Origin of the sequence: Oceanobacillus sp. MO10714A (assembly GCF_037072045.1) — a bacterium.
GTDB classification, from domain to species: domain Bacteria; phylum Bacillota; class Bacilli; order Bacillales; family Amphibacillaceae; genus Oceanobacillus; species Oceanobacillus indicireducens.
Map to the genome: position 1 here is coordinate 183,484 of NZ_JAXHDC010000001.1, position 21,584 is coordinate 205,067.

Consider the following 21,584-nt stretch of genomic DNA (forward strand, 5'->3'; position numbering starts at 1 on the left):
CAATCTTCCGGTATACTTAAGCTATACAATTCATACGTCTAGCAATGGATTGAAGATAGTTTGGAGGAGATTGGATGAGCCCGACACGTGAGCAGTTTCAAAGTGAATTAGAGCAGTTGAAAGAAGAAGTCATTAAAATGGCGAACTTATCCGGTGAGGCATTGTCGAAAGCTGTCGATTCATTAATTAATCAAGACTTGGAACAAGCGAAAGAAATCCTTGAAGAAGATAAACAAATTGATGAATTGGAAAGAGAAATAAATGAAAAATCGGTGCTGCTGATTGCAAAACAACAACCGGTAGCAACCGATCTACGGCAGATTATTATTGCTCTCCGCGTAGTAACCGATATCGAAAGAATGGGCGATAATGCTAAAAATATTGCAAAAGCAACAATCCATTTAGATAAGAATCTTTCTACTATTCCGGAAGGTCTGCGGCAAATGCATGAAATTGCAATGGATATGTTGAAAACATCGATGCATGCTTTTAAATATGAAGATATTACCGTTGCTGAGAAATTAGCGGAAACAGATGATAAAGTAGATAAGATGTATAAGCATATTGTTAACGAGCTGCTTGGAGAAACAGCAACAAATCCGGATAAAATCCAATATATTATGCAAGTCGCGTTTTGTGCCCGCTACTTAGAACGCTTCGCCGACCATATTACAAATATAGGGGAAAGCATACTCTACTTAGTTAAAGGAAAAAATTATAACCTTAATTGATTAATAGTGTGTCGAAAATGAGTATGCGTCAGCAAGGTACATGTGGAGCGGAAAAAGTGAGCCAACGGGCTTCAAAGGTGCATGGGCGCACTACGAAGTATCATTTTTGCCAGATTTCCAGAAACAAAATCGAATTAAAAAACCAGCGCCTCCAATAGTAGGCACTGGTTTTTTAATTTGATGTCAAACGTTCGGCTATTTCGTATTCGGATAAACCACGTTCTAGTTCATGTTTACCCATTTGAACACGTAAAGAATAGTCGTTATCAATCAAGTATTTGTTAAAAGATGCTGCATCGTCGATAAGTCCTTCTTCTTCAAGAATATCGCTAATATATGAAGTTGCCATTCCTGGTTCAACTGTAATGACTACAGGGGAATTCTTATCTTTCTTTTTAGGCTTTTCATCTTTCTGCTTTTCCTTTTTCTTATCGTCATCAGCTTTTTCTTTATTCTTATCCTTTTCTTTATCTTCTTTTGCGGCTTTATCTCCATCAGCTTTATCATCATTAGCTTTTTCTTTTTCTTCTTTGGATTCCTTAGCATCCTCTTCATCAGACTCAGCTACATCCGTTTCATCATCATTTTTCTCTTTATTACCTAAAGTAAAGCTAATATAGTCTTCTTCAGAAATAACGCGTAATCCTTTTTCTTCAATTTTCTCTATCAATTCTTCTGTTGTATCTTCTGCTGTACTTTCATTGCCATAACCAAATAAATAAAACACAGCAAGTAAAATCAATCCGGTAGTAATCAAGCCAACTGAGAATGCGCGTAGTGTATGTTTCATGCTTAACTCCTTTTCTGGCGTCTAGTAATCAAGATTGTTCCTTAAACTCCGAACTGGAGGATTGATTAATATTTCCTGGGAGCAATTCTTCTTCTAGTATTTTAATTTTCTTCTTCATTTGGTATGTATCCTGCATAGAAGTAATCGAAAGCTGTTCGACTTGACTTTCCAGCTCTTCCAATCGATCATTCATAAAATAAGACAGGATGAACAAGACCAGACCGATAATGAGTATGGTTACAATCGCAATTATCATTTATTTCCCTCCCTTTAACCACATATTAGTTATATCATATTATGTGTGTCATGAAAACCTTAAAATTACCTAGAGAATTGTTGAATCTTTTTGCAACATCTGTTATTATAATAAAGGTCTAATAAAATTGCTTATGTATTCTTAAAGATAGTTTGAAAAGTTTGGAGGGAAAATTATGCGCGTTAATATCACGTTAGCTTGTACAGAAACAGGAGATCGTAACTATATTACTACGAAAAACAAGCGTACAAATCCTGAACGTATTGAGCTTATGAAATATAGTCCACGTCTTAAAAAACACACTTTACACCGTGAAACTAAATAAAACAATAATAAAGCTCTTATCCTCGGATGAGAGCTTTATTTATTTTATATAAGGTTAATAGCTACTGAATGCTTTCATACAGCGTAAGTGTCTGCTCTTTCACTAATTAAGGCGCTCTAATCGCCGTTCAGTTGCCCGGTGGACGGATGCTTTCCGCGGGCACAGCTGGAGCCTCCTCGGGCTACCGCCCTGCGGGGTCTCCAGACTCGTGCTTTTCCCGCAGGAGTCACCGTCCACCGGGCAACTGAACTGGTAAGATGATTATTATTGAAAGCATTTATTCTAGCCCCATGTCACGATAGAAATAATATCTGTGGAATAATAAAGAGTGATCTAAATTGGGCTTTTCCTGGGAGCAGTCCAGACACCTCGAGACTCCTGCAGGAGGATAGGCATAGGTGAGCCCCCCCCCGCAGTACGCAAAGCGTACGAGGAGGCTCACCAGCCGCCTGCGGAAAGCGAGAGGTGTCTGGACTGCGGACCTCCAGAAGTAAGTTGCAAACACTTACGCTGTATGAAAGTATTCCGCAGTTTCACTTGATTTTAAAGTTATCCAGCTGTTTAGGTTGCGAAAATGGAGTGGGGATTATAATAATATATTTAGTAGAATAAATCTGCTATGATGAAGGGAAGGAAGGTGAATCCATGTCTTTAAATGAGCAATATCTTTTATATACCTTTGCAAATGATCTTGTGAAAAATCATAGATTTAACTTATTATATTTAAATGAGAAGACAAATGAAGTCTGGTTAGAGAAAAATGAAAACCGTACTTCAATCGTTGTGCGCCTCATACATAAAGGATTTGATTGGAAAAACCATTTAAAACAGGATATCTCATTTTTATTTCAACGGGTTCGAAACGTAAAACAATTATTAGGCAAGAATATAGAGGTGTATAACCTTTATTTTACAAAGCATCAGCCTGTAGATACATGGGAAATACTGAAACAGCCATTGACTGCTGAAGGAAAACCGAAAGTAAGCATGAGAGTTTATTATTTGGATCAAGAAGAATATGTTCACGAAGCGGAACGGTTTGAACAAGATTTGCTGCCACACCAACCTATTTCCTATAATCTTGAATTACCAGATGAGAGAAAAGAAGAAGTTGTGGAAGAAACTAAATATGACTTTGTATCTTCATTAAAGAATAAACGGAAAGAAGTCGAAAATATTTTTAGCTTCGGAAGACCACTCTTTTCTTATGCATTTATCATTATTAATTTGCTTTGCTTTTTTTATATTGAATGGAAAGGGGATAGCACTTCGATTGAAACGCTTATCGAATTCGGTGCAAAGTACAATCCTGCGATGATAATAGATGGGGAGTGGTGGCGTTTGTTTAGCTCCATGTTTATCCATATTGGATTTATTCATCTCGCCTTAAACATGCTCGCCGTCTACTATTTAGGTACTGCAATTGAGAAAATCTTTGGAAGCAGCCGTTTTGTTCTCATTTATTTTATAGCCGGTTTAGGTGGTTCAATCGCGAGTTTCGCCTTTACGACAAGCGTTAGTGCCGGCGCTTCGGGGGCGATATTTGGTTTGTTCGGTGCGTTTCTTTATTTTGGTATTATACATAAACGATTATTCTTCCAAACAATTGGGTCAAGCATACTGCTTGTATTAGCTATAAATTTAGTGATTGGTTTATCCATTGATGAAATCGACATGGCGGCTCATGTTGGTGGACTAATCGCCGGATTCCTTGCTGCAGCAATTGTTGGCATGCCTAAGAATAAGCGGCCATTATTCCAAATCGGTACTGCAATCATTACCGCTGGTTTACTGTTTGGGGTTACATATTATGGCGTCCATGCAAATGAAAATAGCCAATCATTTCAATTATTACAGATCCAAGAGCATTTAGCTGATCATGATTATGAAAAGGTTGTTAATGTAGCAACGGACGCATTAGAGTTAAATGGGGATATGGAAAGCGCCCTTTTATTCCAACGCTCCTACGCTTACATCAAGCTTGGACGGTATGAAGAAGCATTGATTGATTTAGAAGAGAGTGTCACCTATGATAATCCTTTGCCAGAAGCATATCACAACTTGGCGATTTTATATGATCTCGAGGGAGATACTGAAAAATCTAAAGAAGCAATCGAACGAGCTTACCAAATGGACCCAACCAATGAAGATGTCATCGATCTATATGAAGAAATAATCGGAAACTCACCGACAAAGTAACGACTAGGTCCGATCTAAGGCGATAAATTTATTTGGTTGTCTCATCATGTTATATTGCTTTAGTAAGGAAGTAACTCATTTTTTCTCGGAACAGCCTCGTATTACCGAATGCCCCTGTGGGAAGAGAGGCTCATCAGCTGCCCACAATAAGTGCAGGTGTAAGGGGGCTGGTGAGCCGAGTAAAAAAGATTAATATTTTAACCTCTCGTAACAATAACATTAAACTACATCTCCCAGCCTATTTTCTTTTTTGGCAGTAAGACCCATTCTTACTGCCTTGTTTTCTAATAAAACTTCGCTATAATTTTCTTTACATTGATTCCTTTGGTATAATAGAGAGTGGTGAAATTTATTGAACTCTGTATATGACGTCCGAATGCTTTTAAAGCGATTCGGCACATTCGTTTATTCACGAGATCGTATCGGCGATCTTATATTAATGGAAAGTGAACTTGAAGAACTTTATAAATTGGGTTTTATTACACAACAACTATACATTAGTGGAAAACTTGTTCTACAAAAAGAAAGAAATGCATTAGAAGAGGCAGAAAGAGGGCAAAGTCATGAATAAATATATGATTGGCATTGATATCGGCGGCACTTCCATTAAGTTTGGTTTATTCACGGCTGAAGGGGAACTCCTGCACAAGTGGAATATCCCAACAAGAACTAAAGACAATGGTTTTTTCATATTGCCGGATACCTGGGCATCTATAAAAGAAATTCTAGAAAAGAAGGATATAACAACGGATGAGATTCTCGGTATCGGAGCAGGAATTCCAGGCTTTATCAGTAGTGAAGAAGGTATTGTCCACTATGGAACGAATATAGGATGGAGAAATAAGCAGTTCACGAAAGAACTGAGTGATTTATCCGGCTTACCTGTATTTATCGAAAATGATGCAAACATGGCTGTGTTAGGTGAAAATTGGCAAGGTGCAGGGAATGAAGGAAAGCATGTTATTGCCGTTACGCTCGGAACTGGAGTTGGCGGTGGCATCATAGCTAACGGTTCAATCCTAAATGGAATAAGTGGCATGGCCGGAGAACTTGGACATATATTAATTGAAGAGAACGGAGCACCTTGCAATTGCGGAAAGAGTGGTTGTTTAGAAACAATCGCTTCAGCTACCGGCATAGTAAGGCTCGCAAAGGATTTAAGCATAAAACAGCCGGAATCAGAACTTGCTAAAATGTATAATGAAAAAAAGGATCTTACAGCAAAAGATGTTTTTCAATTGGCTGAGAAAGCCGATAAAGCTGCAATGGAAATAGTCAGTACGGTTGCAGCAACATTAGGGCGAACATTTGCGGATTTAGGTGTCATACTGAATCCGGAGAAAATCTTGATTGGTGGTGGGGTCTCTCAAGCTGGGGAACCATTTATCAATCAAATTCGTGATCATTTTGAAGCCTATGCTTTACCACGGGTAAAAGCTAACTGTGAAATCAAGCAAGCTGTACTTGGCAATGATGCGGGTATCATCGGAGCAGCTTTCTGTGTTAAGCAGAATGTGGAAAAAAGTTTACTCTAGATTTTTTTCTGCTTATCTAGTAAAATAAGATGTCAGAAAAACTATGAAGCAAATGTAAAAAAATGAAACCTTTATTAGTTGGTTTACGTCTAATAGTATAAGTGGGTTGTAAAAAACAGTTTACAAATTGCTCAAAGAGGGAATAGTGGAGTTTAACGCGTCTGTTCTCTTTATATTTGGGAGGATTTAGAATGAGGAAAAAACAAGCAAGAATACCGTTATATATTATTGCGTCCTTGCTATTCGGTCTTAAAACATATATTGTTTACCGTTTTATGTTTAATATTGAACTAGATAATAGAATGCAAGAGCTCATCTTATTTATTAATCCGTTTGTCTCGGCATTTCTAATTTTTGCAGTGTCCGTTTGGTTTAATAAACCATCAAGACAAATGAAATACTTGCGTTATACAGCATTTATTTTCAGCTTTATCGTATTTGCTAACTTAGTATTCTATCGTCAATTTACGGACTTTATTACACTTCCGCAATTATTTATGGGAAGCAACATGACGGATTTGGGTTCAAGTATTCTTACGTTGATTAAACCATATGACATTCTGTTATTTACAGATGCCGCAATTATTTGGTATTTGAGTAAAAAGAAAGAATCAACTTTATCTGTTCAGTATTTGAAGCGAGGAAAAGCTTTTGCGCTTTCCATGTCTCTATTGTTGCTTGCGGGTAACTTTTTCTTAGCTGAAATGGAAAGACCGCAATTATTTACCCGTGCATTTGACAGGGAGTATTTAGTGAAGAATATCGGATTATTTAATTACCATGTCTATGACCTTGTTATACATTCGAAAACAGAGTCGCAACGTGTGTTCGCAGATGGAAATGAAATCCCGGAAATTAAAGATTATATTGAAGAAAATGTAAAAGTGACCGAGAAATCGGATATGTTCGGGGTTGCTGAAGGTAAAAATGTTATATTCATCAATGCGGAATCGGTCCAAGGCTTTGTTGTAGGAAAAGAAGTGAATGGGCAAGAAATTACACCATTCCTCAATAAGCTTGTTGAAGATGAGGATACGTATTACTTCGATAACTTCTTTGAACAAACGGGTCAAGGGAAGACATCGGATTCAGAATTCCTAGTTGAAAATTCATTATATCCACTTTCAAGAGGGGCTGTATTTTTCACTCATGGAGGTAATGAATACCATGCTCTACCTGAAATACTGAAGGAAGAGGATTACTTTTCAGCAGTGCTTCATGCGAATAATAAGAGTTTCTGGAACCGTGATGGGATGTACAGAAGCTTGAACCTTGATCATTTTTATAGTGATGAAGCTTATGAAATAACCGATGAAAATTCAGTTGGCTGGGGACTCAAGGATAAACCGTACTTTGAACAATCAATTAAGTATTTACAAGCAATGGAACAACCATTCTATACGAAATTCATTACACTGACTAACCACTTCCCATTTGAATTGGATGAAGAAGACAAATCAATCGAACCATATGATTCCAATTCAAATACGTTAAATAATTACTTCCCGACCGTACGTTATGCGGATGAAGCGATTGAAGAATTCTTCGATCACCTAAAACAGGCAGGTCTTTATGAAGATTCCATCATCATTATTATGGGAGACCATATTGGAATCAGTGCTAACCATAATCGTGCTATGAGCATGTTCTTGGATAAGGAAGAAATCACACCATATGACCAGGTCCAGTTACTAAAAGTACCATTATTCATTCACATACCAGGTCATGGCAAAGGGGAAACAATCTCTACAGTTTCCGGTCAAATTGACTTAAAGCCGACAATTCTAAGCCTTCTTGGGATTGAACATAAAAACGATATTTACTTCGGTAATGATTTATTTGCAAAGAACCGAAAAGGCTATATCGCTTTGAGAAACGGTGATTTTGTGAGTGATGATTATCTTTCAACGGCAGGTATGTGCTATGATGTTCATACTGGTGAACTAGCTGATGTGGAGGATGAAGCTACATCAGAGGAAGAAGCTACTACAGGAACGAGCAGTCCTTGTGATGAAATTGCTGAAAAAGTAGAATTGGAATTAAGCTATTCCGATAACATTATATATGGAGATCTATTCCGTTTTGTAGATTTCGCAGAAGAAAAACAGGTAGAGAAGTAATATTCTCTACCTGTTTTTTCGTATGTGCCGGGCAGGGGATATAACTTGGTGGGGAACGTCCACTACAGGCTTGGCAGCAGGAATTGCTAGCGGAAGGGAAGGGCGTCCGAAGTGATAATGACAGAATGTTGCTGGCTAATACTCGCAAAGGATATTGGCGAGCTTTAATGAAGATACTATCCATCATGCCATACTAAATGAAAAGCTCATAAAATGGGGACTTAAAGATTTGTCCACACTCTATGAGCCTCGATATTTAAAAGGTTGAACCGCCGTATACGGAACCGTACGTACGGCGTGTAAGAGATTGACTAACCGACTAATGGTTAGTCACCTACTCGATTATATTAGATTATAGTTACTTAGAGGTTAGCTAGCTCTGAAATGATCGTAGCAATAGAAAAGAATCCAAAAGTTGCTGCTGTTAATACAGAAAAAATCAATGCAAAATAATTTTTAATTTTTAATTGACGAATTACTGAAACAACGGCAAGTAAAGCAACTAACAAAAATAAGATACCTAATATAATGTGACTCATGAAAAATTCACCCTCCTTATGTCTATTCTCCCTTAGAATAAAATACTAGCACTAAGGATCCCTTTATATTATTATGTAGATACTCTATAATCATTCTAATGCATATTAATATTTTTGTCGAGGCATAACCTAAAGGAATGCATCGGTAACTAAAGGGGACGAGAACAATGGAAATAAAAACGATGCCGGTCGGTATGATTGGAACTAACTGTTACATCTTATCAAAGGGGAAACATGCGCTTATTGTGGATCCAGGTGGTGACGCGGAGAAAATCATTCAATATATAGAGGAAAATGAACTGACACCCTTAGGAATCTTATTAACACATGCTCACTTTGACCACATTGGTGGCTTGGAGACAGTGAGAAATAAGTTTCAGGTGAATGTGTATATTCATCAGGCGGAACAGAGTTGGTTAACAGATCCGATGCTTAATGGGTCCCATAAGTTAATGGGCGGGGAAGTCACTGCAACAGAGGCAGAAATAACGCTGGAAGAAGGTGAGCTTACGATCGGGGAGTTTCACTTTACAGTTGCCCATACACCGGGGCATTCGCCAGGAAGTATGAGTTTTATCTTTACAGACTCGAAGCAAGTATTCAGCGGAGATGTCCTTTTTAATCAAGGGATAGGTAGAACAGATTTACCCGGAGGAGACTTGCCGACACTTGAACACTCTGTCACAAGGAAACTATATCAATTAGATGATGAGTATAGGGTATATCCTGGACATGGCCCGAGTACAACCATTGGTTTTGAAAAAGTAAACAATCCGTTTTTCCGTGGATGATGCAATAGAAAAAACCATGCAAATACCCCTTGCATGGTTTTTTCGCGTTTAACCGCCGAACCCCGGTACAAGTATAAATTCAGAATACCATGTATAACCTACCATGAATACTGTTAAATAAGCTCCGAATAAATACATATACATCCGTTCTGATAATTTTAAGTAGCCTAATGTAAGGAAAAATACTGTTTGAATCAAGGATAGTACGGATGGAACCATCATGTCCCCAACGTAGAACATAACGGCAAAGATCCCTGTCCAAAAGCCCAGCATACGAAACACACGATCCATGTCTCTTTCCCCCTCCTTCTAGTTGACCTATCATAATTATTATAAACGAGGAAGCAAATATTGTAAACGATTGACATTAAACGATTGAAAGTTTTGCGATATATGCGCAATTACTGCAATTGTCGGTAAACATATTTTTTTCTTCAACCAATTCAATTGAGGTAAACAATGCTTCAAACATTCCTTTTAAAAATATTTGATGCATCTCACATACCAGATGGTGATTATTGTTCGCAATCTCTTTAAATGGACAATTATTCACAGAGAAACTAATGGCTTTCATTTCTTCGTTGTACTTGAAAGAAGGGTACATGCCGAGCATGCGGCCTGTTCGTTCAAGCACGGTAATTTTTTCATAAATATTCGCATCATCCTCAAGATATTTGATATCCTGATGCATTACTTCTGTTCCGTATTTTTTTCCTGTTTCGTAAAGTGCTTGTTTCCCTGGCTCTCCAAGTTCCATCAAAGCTTCAAGAGTAATGGATGAAAGGATTTTATAATCCCGCGCAGGGAAGTTCAATTCGACAACTTCATTCGATAACTGATAGCGTCTACCAGGACGGCCGCCTTTACCTGTTTTTTGCAAAAAAGAGGTAACAAGATTAATTTCCTCAAGTTTTGATAAATGGAGTCTCGCCACATTCGGGTGAATCTCAAAAACCCGGGAAATATCTGTGACACTCACGTCTTTATGGTTTTCCACTAAATGCTGATAAATATTAAATCTCGTAGGGTCGCTCATCACAGTGGTAACTTTTAACATGTCTTTCATTGTTTTCACCCCATCATTCTAAATCGATTATCATGATGCATCCTCATCCTTCATCTCACTTTTATCTTTGAAAAGAAAGATAAATTAAATCTAGTGAGGCGAATGATAGCAGACGATAACACTCTAATTCACTCACAGAATATTCAGCGGGAAAATATAAAAAATCCCAATGAATAAAGTTCTTTTATACCTTAATTATATTAGAAAAATCGTGAGAAAGGGTGAGTATTGCAGCTTTGTTGAAAAGTGTACATAATTATTGATGAAATATATCGTTATGGATAAGGTGATTGATTGAAAAAGCGTAGTCCTGGTTAAACGGTTGAATGTTGAATTGTAACTTTCGGTAAGCCTCGGTAAAGTGGGAGATAGTAATTTCTACATGACCATTCGGAAAGTTATAGCTGACGGCTTGCAGTATCTCCTTATATTCCATTTGTTCCTTCACATACTTCAAACGGGCCATTTGAAATAAACTTTCGACTTGAATATGTTCTACTTGTGTAGCTGTTATATACACTTCATTTCTGTAAGAGAAAATACTGCCGGTAACAATGAGGAAGAGGATGGCGATGATAAATAATACATGAAGCAAAATAAATCCACTAGACTCCATTATAAAACGTGAAAATCTTTTCATATGTTGCACCTTCTTCAGTGGTGATGACTAACTTTATACCAAACGGTTCTTCCTTAAATCTAAGAGACTCCACCCCACGCAAGTAAATTTCATGCCCTCTGCCATTAACTTGTCTTCTTATTAGTGAATCATATTTACTGATTGTGACCGTTTCATCGTCTTCTTGAAGTAAATATAGTGCGTGATCGCGGATATAGTAATCATGAGACTTCAGGATATCATCTCGGATAAAACGGAAAAGTTCGTATACCGCCAACTCTTCATAATTATTAGTTGTCTTGACTGTTTGCAAAGCATAGGCTAAAAACGGTAATGTGAGAAAGATAATCGTTACCATCGTCATTAAGGAAATAAAATTAAACCCTTGCTCATTCTTTACGTAATGCGAATAGACAGATGGTTTCTTCAGACTCCTTTGCATTCTGCCAAGATACACATCCTTTCGTATAGATATCCTCCTTATTAAATTCAAAATGAAATAATGTATCATTTCTTGTTGTTTCAAGAACAGCGGGGAGCGGGGGAGGATTCCCCCAAATAAATTCCTGCAATTCAGTTTGTAATTGGTTAGCCGCCCATCTTTTGTCACTGAGAGTATTGTAGGCCAGTTGAATATCCGCATAAATCGGTATAAATAGAATGAGGGCTTGAAAAAATATACTTGACGCGATCAGAACTTCAATCATCGAGTACCCGTTTTTCTTTTTCAATATAAAACCTCCCTTTACCGAGTGGGAATACGATAAATAACTTTTCACTAGGTGTATACATAACGAGCGTACGGGGCTGGAGTACGGTTCCCGATTGCACAAATCGGAGTAACCGTGTTTGATTACTGGCGACCAACGTCCAGTCCGCTGGGTAGTCCCGTTCTGCAAAAGGTTTATTTACTCCAGATAAGATACTGTAATGATTATCATAGAATCGGATGTACATCTCATCTCTCGTATGCTTGCTCGATTGATTTTGTATGAAAAGCACATCTTGCTTTAATGTCTCAATAAATTGTTCCTCCTGCTGTTTTCCGAGCAATTCAGACTGGACAGGGACGGTGAGTAGGAAAAGAATTGAAAGTATGCTTAGCGTAACGAGCATTTCGATAAGCGTGAAACCGTTTTTCTTCATCGTTACGAGTCATCGTTTACTTTTCCATTACGGATAGTGATTGGAGTGTCCCCGCAACTTGTTTGATTGTCTTTTAAATAGCCTGCTGAAACGAGAGTTTGTATATTATTCACCTTCTCTTTGTTATCCAAATAATATGCTTCTGCTTGGGTTTGTACAATCTCCTTTAGTGCTTCGCAACCTTTATCATTCACATTTTCCGACTGATTTGCCAAGTTAGGGATAATCAGTAATAATAAGACGGAGATAACAAGCATAACAATCAGCATTTCAATTAGGGTAAACGCGCGTTCGTTGTTGAACAAAATAAATCGCTCCTTTTAAAATGAATTAATCAGTTGAAACATGGGCCACATAATACTTAAATAGATAAAAATTATAAATACCCCGAGCACTGTATAAAATACGGGTTGAATATACGTAATAACCTGAATCGTTACCCGCTCTATCTCATCAAGCAGCATATCACTGTATAACGTCAGATCCTTCTCTAATACGGGAACGGTTGTATTCTTCTGGAAAATAACAGCTAATTGTTTTTCAATTAAGGGCAATTCTTCAAGCAAGCTGCTGATATGGTATCCGCGTTCTAGGTTATTCGTTAGTAATATTGCATAGTAAGAAAGGATAGGAAGTCTGTTTTGGTTTGCAAGTTCGGCAAGTATTTCCTTTAAAGTGAGTCCTGCTTTAAGCAAAGAGCTGAAATGTGTGGCGAGCTGGAGGCTTGTTTGCAGACGTAAGTAGTAGCGATAGCCTGGAATGCGCTGAACTACTTTCAATTGTTCTTCCATTGCCATTCTTGGCCGCACGTGCCGCCAGATAATTACAAACAAGATACCGACCACTACGATGGAAATAGCGGAAAACTGAATAAAGTCCATCAGCCATTTTAGAATGTTGATTGTTGTTTGCGTTTCGGGAGATGAAGTAAATAAGGTTTGAAATGCGGGTAGTACACGGTGATTAATAAAAAACAAAACAACGGAGAATATAAGCAGTAAAAATAGAGGGTAACGAATAATCTGCTTAAATTTGCGGACGTTTTGAAATTGATGCTCGACCAATTCCAAGCATTTTCTTATTGCCTCGTTCAAATCAGAATTCGCATGGACAAAATAAAGAAAGGAGCTGATAGCAGGGTGGAAGCCAGCGCTCTCGAAAATATTATCAAGCCGTGCACCTTCTTTTAATTTTACTAAAAAGTATTGTGAAATAGGTGCCAGGTCCTTATCCCAAGCTGTCGCTTCGAGTGCATCTTGTAAGGAATAACCATTTGTTAAAAAACGTTCTACACGTTTCAAAAATCTGATTTGAATTGTTTCAGGTAATTTTCGTTGTTTCTTGACGAAAAGCTTCAGGGGAGAAGCCATAAGCATATGCTTTCCTCCTTAAATGATCAAAAGAATTAGTGCCATGTTGTCCAATATCAAGATGTGTTTGGATTGCGTCATTTAACTTGTCGCCTTCAAGCAATTCTAATATCGCTGCCCGGCGAACAGTGCCTTTATGCTGAATTGGAATTAATTGAATAGATGCAACAGCTATTAGCGATTGAAGCAGGTCTTGTTGTTTAATGCCCATATCAAGCAGTCGGTAAATTGTTCCAACAGCATTTCGTGCATGGAGTGTACTAAGAACAAGGTGACCTGTCAGGGATGACTGTAATGCAAAATGTGCAGTTGATTCATCTCGTAACTCTCCAACCATCAATAAATCCGGGTCATGCCGTAATGCAGCCTTCAATCCTGCTTGATACGTAATCCCTGCTTGTTCATTGATTTGCACTTGAATGACATCATCCATTTGTCTTTCAACAGGATCCTCAAGGGTCACAGCTTGAAAGGAATGTTCTTTCATTAGAAAATGGATTAAGGCATAAAGCGTTGTCGACTTTCCGCTACCAGCTGGTCCGGTAATTAAAAATAAGCCTGAACGTGCACTCGCTAATTCTTTAAGTTTATTCAATTGGTAAGGGAATAGAAATAATTCATCGAGTGGAAGGGAATCTTCTTGTGGTAAAATCCTAATCGCCAAACTTTCCGAAACGAGGAGCGGTAAGGTTGACAATCTTAATGTATGTTTACCGAGGTTCGGGAAAATATTGGCAATACTGCCGTCTTGGGGCTTTTTTGATTCTCCTATATCCATACCTGCCGTGAATTTAAAAAAGGTGAGTAAAAGCTCATATTGATTCGTTGGGATCGTACGAAAAAGTTTTCGTTTGCCTTGGATACGGAAATGGATGTTCGTTTCTTTTTGTGCGGGCAAGAAATGAAGGTCTGTAGCATGTTGCTTGATTGCTTGTTGCATTATCTGTTTAACCAAAGGTAATGCCGGGTTCAACTAGTCGTCACCTCCTTTAAATTATATGATTCGACATGTAATAAGATATTCCTGCTTTATTTTTTGTTTTTTTGTATAAATATAATTTAGTCGTAAAAGCTATTAAAAAAATAGGAGGAGGTACAAAATGTCGACTAATAATTATTTGAAATTTATAACAGAGGAAATAGTTAAATACATGAACAGCCCGCGGGAGGAGCGGAAGGAAAGGAGGAAAACCGACAAGCAAGAAGAATCCGTTGTGTTGAATCGCTGGTTCGGAATCCTTCCTTTCTCATTTAAATTGTTTATAAAAGGAAGGCGGGCTTAAACTTCGGGAAATTGTTGGAGCAGGTAGATTAATCCTCCGCTTGTTACATCAATTGCTATCTCTGGAGTATACCGATTATGAATTTCTTCCAATTCCTTCTTAACAATATCATTCTCCAAATCGTCTTTATAAAATTGTTTTAAGAGGGCGATTTCTTCATTCCGTGTTTCAATCGCTTCATTGATCCACTCTTTCGGTTGGTTTTCAACATAATGTTGGATGATTTTTTCAATCCGTTTATAACCGCTTGCGAGCGTAATAATTGGCGAGATCGTATAACAAAAATTAGATATTTGCTGTTTCAAATTGAGTTTAATTAATTCATCCATCATATTTACAATAACTTTTCCGGTAACAAGTTGAATTCCTAATGAAATAATCTCTTCCTTCTTTTGTCTGCCTCGATAACTTACTTTAAAGTTCGCGAGTAACCATGGGTAAAGAGGTGTATTTTTATCGGTATTCACTTCTTGGAAGAGCAATGTATACTTTTCGTGATGTGTGACATGGTTGAATATCTGTTGCAGCCTGGGACTGCCTATATCAATCCATTCCCCTTGTTGATCTCGTTTTTCCGGGTTCGTAATGAGTGTGAGCGTCATTGGTACTCCTTTTTGCCCAAGGCTTTGCATATAATGCCAATAGAATGGACGATTCATTAATACTTTATCCAATTCCTCTGTTAACTCTACTTGTAAGACACCATTTTCTTTATTCAAAAGCTTACATTGATATGCACTGAAAAAGTCGATCATAAATTGTTCGATGTTTACGATTGCCATTTTATTCACCTACACTTTTTTCATTCATGTCATCAGCCAATTTATGGACGATGGATGCTAAGTTCTCAAGTTTAATCTCTGCTTCTCCTAATGAGTCGGACTCTCTGTAAATGGTCTCTATTTCCTGTTCCATATCTTGAATATTCAAATCAGAGAGAATTGCATCAAGCTCGCCGATCACGTTTTCAAATAGTCTTATCTTCTCATATAGTACATTTAAAATATGTTCCTCAATCGTTTGCTTAACAGCAAGATTGTATACCTTCACATCATTTTCCTGACCAAACCGATGGATTCGACCAATCCGTTGTTCAATTTTCATTGGATTCCATGGTAAATCATAGTTAATCATATGGTGGCAAAACTGCAGGTTGATACCCTCAGCTCCTGCTTCGGTAGCAATTAATACTTGTGCTTTTCCTTTAAAAAGCTGTAGCATCCAATCTTTCTTACTACGGTTAAAGCCGCCCCGAAATGGTACAGAACTAATCCCGTGCTGCTGCAGAATCCATTGTAAATACAATTGGGTTGCCCGGTATTCCGTGAAGATAATTACTTTTTCATTGCCAATTTGTTCAATTAATTCAACTGTTTTTAATGCTTTTGAATGGGCTGGCAATTCATTGATTTTTTGAATGATGGAATGGATTTCTTCATCTGGGGTGTTTGTTTCTTGTAATTTCTGAAGTGACAGAAAACAAGCCTCTCTAGAAGAACAGATCTCTCGCAGTAATGTAATCTTTGTAAATATATCTTGCCCTCGTTGCATATTATTTAACTGTTGATAGACTTCTGTTTCTTCCTTTGTAAAATCAACGAGAATGGTTTCGATAACCCGGTTCGATGGTTTTAAATTTGTATTTTCCCTCGTATTACGGATCATGACCCGTTCAATAAGTTGTTTCAGATAGGCGTCAGCTTCTTGTTTTCCCTTATTTCCGGAATATTTCTCTTTAAACGAGGCAACATCTCCTAGATGACCCGGTTTTAAAATCGAAATAAGGTTGAATATCTCCATTAAATCATTTTGAATTGGCGTAGCAGTCAACAGCAGGCAATACTTCTTTTTAATCTGCCGTACAAATTGATAATTTTTCGTCTGATGGTTTTTAAGTTTATGCGCCTCATCAATTAAAACGAAGTCATACTCATTTGCTAGAATCACTTCTTGGTGTGGAGTTCGTTTAGCAGTATCAAGGGAAGAAACTAGAATAGTATTGCCTTCCCAGTTATGATGTTTCCGGTGACTGACAGCAGGTATATAGAATTTCGTATTCAATTCATTCACCCATTGGTTCACAAGGGAGGCAGGAACAAGGATTAATGCATTTTTAACGAGACCCCGCAACATATATTCTTTTAAAATCAACCCTGCTTCAATAGTTTTTCCTAAACCAACCTCATCAGCAAGTATAACCCTGCCATTCATTTTTTCGATTGCTTCTAGAGCTGTTTCCAGCTGATGGTCAAGAAAAGACATATGCGGTAAAAAATCCAAACTTCTTAACCCGTGAAAAGAAGGGACGATCCTTGCCTGTTCTGCCTGATAGGCGAGCGAAAACAACTGAAAGGAACTAAACGGGCCATCACTGTCAAGCCGTTCCTCTAATTCTTTTATAAAAGTCTGATTACGATTCAAATGTACCAAATCCATATGTTACACCCCGAGTATCTAAATAAAATTTGGATTTCACTATACCTTTTTTAAATATTATGGTATATTCAATGCAAAGGTAGAGGATTTCTTATGATAGACTTAGTTTTACCATTATAAAAAAATATATGCTGTGGATGAAGATAAGGGGAGAGCTTACATGATCTTAATGTAACGCCGAAGGAGCAAGCTTAAGACGAATCTCTCAGGCAAAAAGACTCTTATCGGACACAACTCTGGAGAGCGTTTACATATCGTAAACCACCCAAGAAGCAAGTAGGAACGGAAGGGAAACCTGGCATGTTCTTACGCAACTTTCTGGTAGAAGGACAGAGATTTCTTACACATAAGGAAATCTCTGTCTTTTTATATTGTTAATGTCAGAATATAAAATCTTTTATTGACTTCAGAGGGAGTGATGGAGATGGAACCATTAAAACGTACGCCGATTTTTTCGGAGTATGAAAAGTATGGGGCGAAAACGATTGATTTTGGAGGTTGGGATTTACCTGTACAGTTTTCGGGGATTAAAGAAGAACATAACGCAACTAGAACAAGCGCAGGCCTATTTGATGTGTCCCATATGGGAGAAATTATTGTAAAAGGAAGTAAGGCGGTAGCATTTCTTCAAACGATGACGACGAATGACATAAGTAAGCTGGAACCGAAGAAAGCACAATACACATTTCTTTGTAACGAGAACGGTGGAGTAGTTGATGATTTACTCATCTACATGCTAGGAGAGGACCATTACATGCTCGTCGTTAACGCTGCTAATACTGAAAAAGATTTAAAGTGGTTAAAGAAACATAATAATTATGCATCAAATGAAGTTGCGATTGTTGATGAATCGGAACGATATAGTCTTCTAGCCATTCAGGGACCGAAAGCAGAAGCTATTTTACAAGAACTTACCGACACAAACCTAGCTGCAATTAAAGCCTTTCGATTTGAAATGCATGTTGCAATTCATGGGATTGAACAAGGGACGATAGTCTCCCGTTCAGGTTATACGGGTGAAGATGGTTTTGAAATTTATGTTGCGCCTGAAGAGGCAGGAAAGCTTTGGAATCTTATCTTAGAGACTGGGAAAGAAGCAGGAATTGTACCAGCTGGTCTCGGGGCTCGAGATACACTGCGCTTTGAAGCAAACTTGCCGTTATATGGGCAGGAACTTTCCGAAACAATTACGCCTATTGAAGCAGGTTTGACTTTTGCGGTTAAAGTTGCTAAAGAAGCTAATTTCATTGGGAAGGATGTCTTAAAAGAACAGGTTGAAAATGGACCGAAAAGAAAAATTGTCGGTCTAGAAATGATAGACAAAGGGATCCCGAGAACCGATTATGAAGTTCTATCTGAAGACGGAGAAAAAGTAATCGGACATATCACGACAGGAACACAATCACCGACTTTAAAGAAAAATATTGGCCGTGCATTACTTGACACGGATTATACAGAAATTGGAACAGAACTGTTGATTCAAGTAAGGAAACGGCAACTGAAAGCGAAAGTAGTACCTACACCATTTTATAAAAGAGATAATTAGGAGGGATTGGAGATGGGATTTCGCTATTTACCAATGACGGAATCAGATAAATTAGAAATGCTTGATGTAATCGGTATTGATTCAACAGATGAACTGTTTTCGGACATTCCAGAGGAAATTCGTTTCAAAGGGGAACTGAACGTAAAGCCTACTAAAAATGAATATGAACTAATGAAAGAATTAACTGCCATGTCCAATAAAAACGTAAATCTAAAGGATTATACGTCTTATTTGGGAGCAGGGGTCTATGATCATTATATACCTTCTGTTGTAGACCATGTCATCAGTCGTTCCGAGTTTTATACTGCATATACACCATACCAGCCGGAGATATCCCAAGGGGAACTGCAAGCGATTTTTGAGTTTCAGACAATGATTGCTGAATTAACCGGCCAACCGATTGCCAATTCCTCTATGTATGATGGTGCGACAGCGTTAGGTGAAGCAGTTAATTTAACTGCCGCCCATACAAAAAGAAAAAAAGTACTCGTTTCAAACGCAATTCATCCTGAATCACGGGAAGTAGTGAAGACATATGCTACCGGCCAACATGTGGAGGTTGTTGAGATAGATCATAAAGATGGTTTAACGGATCTAGAAGCACTTGAAAGAGAACTCGATGATGATGTAGCTGGTGTCGTCATCCAATATCCGAACTTCTTTGGTCAAGTAGAGCCTTTAGCAAAGGTACGTGAATTGCTCAATTCCAATAAAAAAGCAATGATGGTCGTTTCTAGTAATCCACTTGCGCTCGGATACTTGACACCACCTGGTGAATTCGGAGCAGATATCGTCGTCGGGGATACGCAAGTGTTTGGCATACCAGCCCAGTTTGGCGGCCCGCATTGTGGATATTTTGCAACGACGAAAAAGTTAATGCGAAAAATTCCAGGACGTCTTGTCGGACAGACAACAGACGAAGATGGTGTCCGTGGATTTGTACTTACACTTCAGGCAAGGGAGCAGCATATCCGAAGGGATAAAGCAACGTCAAATATTTGCTCGAACCAAGCACTGAATGCGCTAGCTAGTTCGGTTGCAATGAGTTCAATTGGAAAGCATGGTTTGAAGAAAATGGCAAAACTAAATATGAAAAAAGCTCGCTATGCCAAGCAACAATTCGCTGAGATAGGAATTCCTGTCTTATTTGATCAACCATTCTTTAACGAGTTTGTCATCCAGCTGAACAAAACGGTAAGCGAAGTGAACGAGGCATTACTTACCAAAGGGATTGTCGGCGGATATGATTTGGGACGAGATTACCCAGAATTAGAAAATTGTATGTTGGTTGCCGTAACGGAAATCCGTTCCAAAGAAGAGATTGATCAATTGATTAAGGAAGTGAGGGATATCAATGGCTAAGAATGAATTTCCATTAATCTTTGAACGCAGTAAAAAGGAGCGAACAAGTTATAGCTTACCGGATCTTGATGTACCAGATATCGATTTGGATGCGGAATTTGAAACGCCGTATGTCCGGAAGACTGCTCCGGAATTACCTGAAGTAAGTGAACTCGAAATTATGCGGCATTATACAGGATTATCGAATCGGAACTATGGAGTGGATTCCGGGTTTTATCCGCTTGGTTCATGTACCATGAAATATAACCCGAAAATTAATGAAGATGTAGCGCGGCTCCCGGGATTTACCCATATCCACCCATATCAAGATCCGAAAACCGTACAAGGTGCACTTGAAATGATGTATGATTTGCAAACCTCACTTAAAGAAATTACTGGAATGCATGAAGTATCTTTACAATCGGCAGCTGGAGCACAGGGCGAATGGGCCGCGTTAATGATGATTCGTGCTTTCCATGAGGCGAATGGGGAGCATCACCGGACAAAGGTCATCGTTCCGGATTCCGCTCACGGGACAAATCCAGCATCTGCTGCAGTGGCAGGCTTTGATGCTATAACAGTGAAATCCAATGAAGACGGTCTTGTTGATATTGAAGATTTAAAGCGGGTTGTAGATGAAAATACAGCTGCTTTAATGCTTACGAATCCGAACACACTTGGTCTCTTTGAAAAAGAAATTATGGAGATGGCCGAGATTGTTCATGGTGTCGGTGGGAAGCTTTACTATGATGGTGCAAACCTAAACGCAATTATGGGTTATACAAGACCTGGAGATATGGGCTTTGATGCTGTTCATTTGAATCTCCATAAAACATTTACAGGCCCTCATGGTGGCGGTGGACCAGGTTCAGGACCAATTGGGGTATCAGAAGAGCTTGCACCATTTTTACCTAAGCCATTAATTGTGAAAGAGAATGATGAATATAAATTAGAACATGACCGTCCGCAGTCCATCGGCCGTATTAAGGCATATTATGGAAACTTTGGAATCAATTTGCGTGCCTATACTTATATTCGTACAATGGGTGCAGAAGGATTAAAGAAAGTTAGTGAATACGCGGTTTTAAATGCGAACTACATGATGCGCAGATTAGAGCAGATATATGATTTACCTTATAAGCAACATTGTATGCATGAGTTTGTTCTATCTGGGAAAAAACAGAAAAAACTCGGTGTCCGTACACTCGATATTGCAAAGCGTCTGCTAGACTTCAACTATCATCCGCCAACAATCTATTTTCCATTAATTGTTGAGGAAGGGATGATGATTGAACCGACGGAAACAGAGTCTAAAGAGACGCTGGATGGTTTCATCGATGCTATGATAAATATTGCAAAAGAAGCAGAAGAAGATCCTGAAATCGTTCAAGAAGCACCACATCACACAATTGTAAAGCGAATGGACGAAACGACCGCAGCAAGAAAACCAATTCTTCGTTACACACGTGAAGACAATTCATAATGGATAGG

The 21,584-nt window shown here is 38.3% G+C and carries 25 protein-coding genes and 1 riboswitch; of the genes, 11 read left to right on the top strand and 14 right to left on the bottom strand.

Going from position 1 to position 21,584, the window contains the following annotated elements; all coding sequences use genetic code 11:
* Nucleotides 1-74 precede the first annotated feature (74 nt).
* Entirely contained in the window at nt 75-731 is a 657-nt protein-coding gene (gene phoU, locus SPD53_RS00970; protein ID WP_336251385.1) for a phosphate signaling complex protein PhoU, read from the top strand.
* 172 nt (nt 732-903) lie between these two features.
* On the opposite strand, the gene SPD53_RS00975 is transcribed toward phoU, so the two are convergent.
* Both SPD53_RS00975 and SPD53_RS00980 read right to left on the bottom strand, forming a co-directional pair.
* Complete coding sequence (locus tag SPD53_RS00975; protein WP_336251386.1) at nt 904-1,521, bottom strand: hypothetical protein; 618 nt, start codon at nt 1,519-1,521, stop codon at nt 904-906.
* A 28-nt stretch (nt 1,522-1,549) separates the two neighbouring features.
* Nucleotides 1,550-1,777 (bottom strand): hypothetical protein, encoded by a 228-nt coding sequence (locus tag SPD53_RS00980; RefSeq protein WP_156856789.1) that lies wholly within the window; start codon nt 1,775-1,777, stop codon nt 1,550-1,552.
* A gap of 175 nt (nt 1,778-1,952) precedes the next feature.
* Here SPD53_RS00980 and rpmG point away from each other — a divergent pair, with 175 nt between their 5' ends.
* From rpmG to SPD53_RS01005, 5 genes are all read left to right on the top strand, one after another.
* The gene (gene rpmG, locus SPD53_RS00985; protein ID WP_021291115.1) at nt 1,953-2,102 is read left to right on the top strand and encodes a 50S ribosomal protein L33; all 150 of its coding nucleotides are present in this window, start codon (nt 1,953-1,955) and stop codon (nt 2,100-2,102) included.
* A 645-nt stretch (nt 2,103-2,747) separates the two neighbouring features.
* Nucleotides 2,748-4,301 carry a rhomboid family intramembrane serine protease gene (locus SPD53_RS00990; RefSeq protein ID WP_156856788.1) on the top strand — a complete coding sequence of 518 codons (1,554 nt, stop codon included), beginning with the start codon at nt 2,748-2,750 and terminating at the stop codon, nt 4,299-4,301.
* A 352-nt stretch (nt 4,302-4,653) separates the two neighbouring features.
* On the top strand, nt 4,654-4,872 hold the full coding sequence (locus SPD53_RS00995) for a YqgQ family protein (protein WP_336251387.1): 219 nt from the start codon (nt 4,654-4,656) through the stop codon (nt 4,870-4,872).
* Nucleotides 4,865-5,836: an ROK family glucokinase gene (locus tag SPD53_RS01000; protein ID WP_336251388.1), complete on the top strand. Its 972-nt coding sequence runs from the start codon at nt 4,865-4,867 to the stop codon at nt 5,834-5,836. The genes SPD53_RS00995 and SPD53_RS01000 overlap by 8 nt, the downstream gene beginning before the upstream one ends.
* 191 nt (nt 5,837-6,027) lie before the next feature.
* Nucleotides 6,028-7,956, top strand: coding sequence for an LTA synthase family protein (locus SPD53_RS01005; protein ID WP_336251389.1), 1,929 nt, complete (start codon nt 6,028-6,030; stop codon nt 7,954-7,956).
* A 362-nt stretch (nt 7,957-8,318) separates the two neighbouring features.
* On the opposite strand, the gene SPD53_RS01010 is transcribed toward SPD53_RS01005, so the two are convergent.
* Entirely contained in the window at nt 8,319-8,495 is a 177-nt protein-coding gene (locus SPD53_RS01010; protein ID WP_156856840.1) for a DUF2759 family protein, read from the bottom strand.
* A gap of 167 nt (nt 8,496-8,662) precedes the next feature.
* On the opposite strand from SPD53_RS01010, the gene SPD53_RS01015 reads away from it, so the two are divergent.
* The gene (locus SPD53_RS01015) at nt 8,663-9,286 is read left to right on the top strand and encodes an MBL fold metallo-hydrolase (protein WP_336251390.1); all 624 of its coding nucleotides are present in this window, start codon (nt 8,663-8,665) and stop codon (nt 9,284-9,286) included.
* A gap of 48 nt (nt 9,287-9,334) precedes the next feature.
* Here SPD53_RS01015 and SPD53_RS01020 read toward each other — a convergent pair whose 3' ends face one another.
* From SPD53_RS01020 to comGA, 9 genes are all read right to left on the bottom strand, one after another.
* A complete protein-coding gene (locus SPD53_RS01020; RefSeq protein WP_156856783.1) occupies nt 9,335-9,577 on the bottom strand; it encodes a DUF2626 domain-containing protein in 243 nt (80 codons plus the stop codon).
* Between the two features lie 76 nt (nt 9,578-9,653).
* Nucleotides 9,654-10,352 carry a helix-turn-helix transcriptional regulator gene (locus SPD53_RS01025; protein WP_336251391.1) on the bottom strand — a complete coding sequence of 233 codons (699 nt, stop codon included), beginning with the start codon at nt 10,350-10,352 and terminating at the stop codon, nt 9,654-9,656.
* Between the two features lie 256 nt (nt 10,353-10,608).
* Complete coding sequence (locus SPD53_RS01030; RefSeq protein ID WP_336251392.1) at nt 10,609-10,968, bottom strand: hypothetical protein; 360 nt, start codon at nt 10,966-10,968, stop codon at nt 10,609-10,611.
* Entirely contained in the window at nt 10,958-11,329 is a 372-nt protein-coding gene (locus SPD53_RS01035) for a ComGF family competence protein (protein WP_336251393.1), read from the bottom strand. Before SPD53_RS01035 ends, SPD53_RS01030 begins: the two co-directional genes overlap by 11 nt.
* Before the next feature lie 31 nt (nt 11,330-11,360).
* Nucleotides 11,361-11,702 carry a type II secretion system protein gene (locus SPD53_RS01040; RefSeq protein WP_336251394.1) on the bottom strand — a complete coding sequence of 114 codons (342 nt, stop codon included), beginning with the start codon at nt 11,700-11,702 and terminating at the stop codon, nt 11,361-11,363.
* Nucleotides 11,671-12,117, bottom strand: a complete 447-nt coding sequence (gene comGD / locus SPD53_RS01045; RefSeq protein WP_156856780.1) for a competence type IV pilus minor pilin ComGD — start codon at nt 12,115-12,117, stop codon at nt 11,671-11,673. The genes SPD53_RS01040 and comGD overlap by 32 nt, the downstream gene beginning before the upstream one ends.
* A gap of 2 nt (nt 12,118-12,119) precedes the next feature.
* Nucleotides 12,120-12,422 (bottom strand): competence type IV pilus major pilin ComGC, encoded by a 303-nt coding sequence (gene comGC, locus SPD53_RS01050; RefSeq protein ID WP_336251395.1) that lies wholly within the window; start codon nt 12,420-12,422, stop codon nt 12,120-12,122.
* A 15-nt stretch (nt 12,423-12,437) separates the two neighbouring features.
* Nucleotides 12,438-13,493, bottom strand: a complete 1,056-nt coding sequence (locus SPD53_RS01055) for a type II secretion system F family protein (RefSeq protein ID WP_336251396.1) — start codon at nt 13,491-13,493, stop codon at nt 12,438-12,440.
* Nucleotides 13,438-14,442 (bottom strand): competence type IV pilus ATPase ComGA, encoded by a 1,005-nt coding sequence (gene comGA / locus SPD53_RS01060; RefSeq protein WP_336251397.1) that lies wholly within the window; start codon nt 14,440-14,442, stop codon nt 13,438-13,440. Before comGA ends, SPD53_RS01055 begins: the two co-directional genes overlap by 56 nt.
* A gap of 145 nt (nt 14,443-14,587) precedes the next feature.
* Here comGA and SPD53_RS01065 point away from each other — a divergent pair, with 145 nt between their 5' ends.
* Entirely contained in the window at nt 14,588-14,770 is a 183-nt protein-coding gene (locus SPD53_RS01065; RefSeq protein WP_156856778.1) for a YqzE family protein, read from the top strand.
* Here SPD53_RS01065 and SPD53_RS01070 read toward each other — a convergent pair.
* A complete protein-coding gene (locus SPD53_RS01070; protein WP_336251398.1) occupies nt 14,767-15,552 on the bottom strand; it encodes a YqhG family protein in 786 nt (261 codons plus the stop codon). The two genes, SPD53_RS01065 and SPD53_RS01070, sit on opposite strands and share 4 nt — an antisense overlap.
* 1 nt (nt 15,553) lies before the next feature.
* Entirely contained in the window at nt 15,554-17,206 is a 1,653-nt protein-coding gene (locus SPD53_RS01075; protein ID WP_336251399.1) for a DEAD/DEAH box helicase, read from the bottom strand.
* A gap of 137 nt (nt 17,207-17,343) precedes the next feature.
* Nucleotides 17,344-17,437: riboswitch (glycine riboswitch) on the top strand.
* A 193-nt stretch (nt 17,438-17,630) separates the two neighbouring features.
* Between SPD53_RS01075 and gcvT the strand changes: the two genes are divergently transcribed.
* From gcvT to gcvPB, 3 genes are read left to right on the top strand one after another with little or no spacing between them, the layout of a single operon-like run.
* A complete protein-coding gene (gene gcvT, locus SPD53_RS01080; RefSeq protein ID WP_336251400.1) occupies nt 17,631-18,752 on the top strand; it encodes a glycine cleavage system aminomethyltransferase GcvT in 1,122 nt (373 codons plus the stop codon).
* Nucleotides 18,753-18,764: 12 nt separating this feature from the next.
* A complete protein-coding gene (gene gcvPA / locus SPD53_RS01085) occupies nt 18,765-20,114 on the top strand; it encodes an aminomethyl-transferring glycine dehydrogenase subunit GcvPA (protein WP_336251401.1) in 1,350 nt (449 codons plus the stop codon).
* Nucleotides 20,107-21,576, top strand: a complete 1,470-nt coding sequence (gene gcvPB, locus SPD53_RS01090) for an aminomethyl-transferring glycine dehydrogenase subunit GcvPB (protein WP_188858719.1) — start codon at nt 20,107-20,109, stop codon at nt 21,574-21,576. The genes gcvPA and gcvPB overlap by 8 nt, the downstream gene beginning before the upstream one ends.
* The last annotated feature ends 8 nt before the right edge of the window (nt 21,577-21,584 follow it).

Bases quoted from the DNA above. Each gene is read 5' to 3' on its own strand.
- phoU (WP_336251385.1), top strand. From the start codon at position 75: ATGAGCCCGACACGTGAGCAGTTTCAAAGTGAATTAGAGCAGTTGAAA.
- SPD53_RS00975 (WP_336251386.1), bottom strand. From the start codon at position 1,521: ATGAAACATACACTACGCGCATTCTCAGTTGGCTTGATTACTACCGGA.
- SPD53_RS00980 (WP_156856789.1), bottom strand. From the start codon at position 1,777: ATGATAATTGCGATTGTAACCATACTCATTATCGGTCTGGTCTTGTTC.
- rpmG (WP_021291115.1), top strand. From the start codon at position 1,953: ATGCGCGTTAATATCACGTTAGCTTGTACAGAAACAGGAGATCGTAAC.
- SPD53_RS00990 (WP_156856788.1), top strand. From the start codon at position 2,748: ATGTCTTTAAATGAGCAATATCTTTTATATACCTTTGCAAATGATCTT.
- SPD53_RS01000 (WP_336251388.1), top strand. From the start codon at position 4,865: ATGAATAAATATATGATTGGCATTGATATCGGCGGCACTTCCATTAAG.
- SPD53_RS01005 (WP_336251389.1), top strand. From the start codon at position 6,028: ATGAGGAAAAAACAAGCAAGAATACCGTTATATATTATTGCGTCCTTG.
- SPD53_RS01010 (WP_156856840.1), bottom strand. From the start codon at position 8,495: ATGAGTCACATTATATTAGGTATCTTATTTTTGTTAGTTGCTTTACTT.
- SPD53_RS01015 (WP_336251390.1), top strand. From the start codon at position 8,663: ATGGAAATAAAAACGATGCCGGTCGGTATGATTGGAACTAACTGTTAC.
- SPD53_RS01020 (WP_156856783.1), bottom strand. From the start codon at position 9,577: ATGGATCGTGTGTTTCGTATGCTGGGCTTTTGGACAGGGATCTTTGCC.
- SPD53_RS01025 (WP_336251391.1), bottom strand. From the start codon at position 10,352: ATGAAAGACATGTTAAAAGTTACCACTGTGATGAGCGACCCTACGAGA.
- SPD53_RS01030 (WP_336251392.1), bottom strand. From the start codon at position 10,968: ATGGAGTCTAGTGGATTTATTTTGCTTCATGTATTATTTATCATCGCC.
- SPD53_RS01035 (WP_336251393.1), bottom strand. From the start codon at position 11,329: ATGGTAACGATTATCTTTCTCACATTACCGTTTTTAGCCTATGCTTTG.
- comGD (WP_156856780.1), bottom strand. From the start codon at position 12,117: ATGAAGAAAAACGGTTTCACGCTTATCGAAATGCTCGTTACGCTAAGC.
- SPD53_RS01055 (WP_336251396.1), bottom strand. From the start codon at position 13,493: ATGCTTATGGCTTCTCCCCTGAAGCTTTTCGTCAAGAAACAACGAAAA.
- SPD53_RS01065 (WP_156856778.1), top strand. From the start codon at position 14,588: ATGTCGACTAATAATTATTTGAAATTTATAACAGAGGAAATAGTTAAA.
- SPD53_RS01070 (WP_336251398.1), bottom strand. From the start codon at position 15,552: ATGGCAATCGTAAACATCGAACAATTTATGATCGACTTTTTCAGTGCA.
- SPD53_RS01075 (WP_336251399.1), bottom strand. From the start codon at position 17,206: ATGGATTTGGTACATTTGAATCGTAATCAGACTTTTATAAAAGAATTA.
- gcvT (WP_336251400.1), top strand. From the start codon at position 17,631: ATGGAACCATTAAAACGTACGCCGATTTTTTCGGAGTATGAAAAGTAT.
- gcvPA (WP_336251401.1), top strand. From the start codon at position 18,765: ATGGGATTTCGCTATTTACCAATGACGGAATCAGATAAATTAGAAATG.
- gcvPB (WP_188858719.1), top strand. From the start codon at position 20,107: ATGGCTAAGAATGAATTTCCATTAATCTTTGAACGCAGTAAAAAGGAG.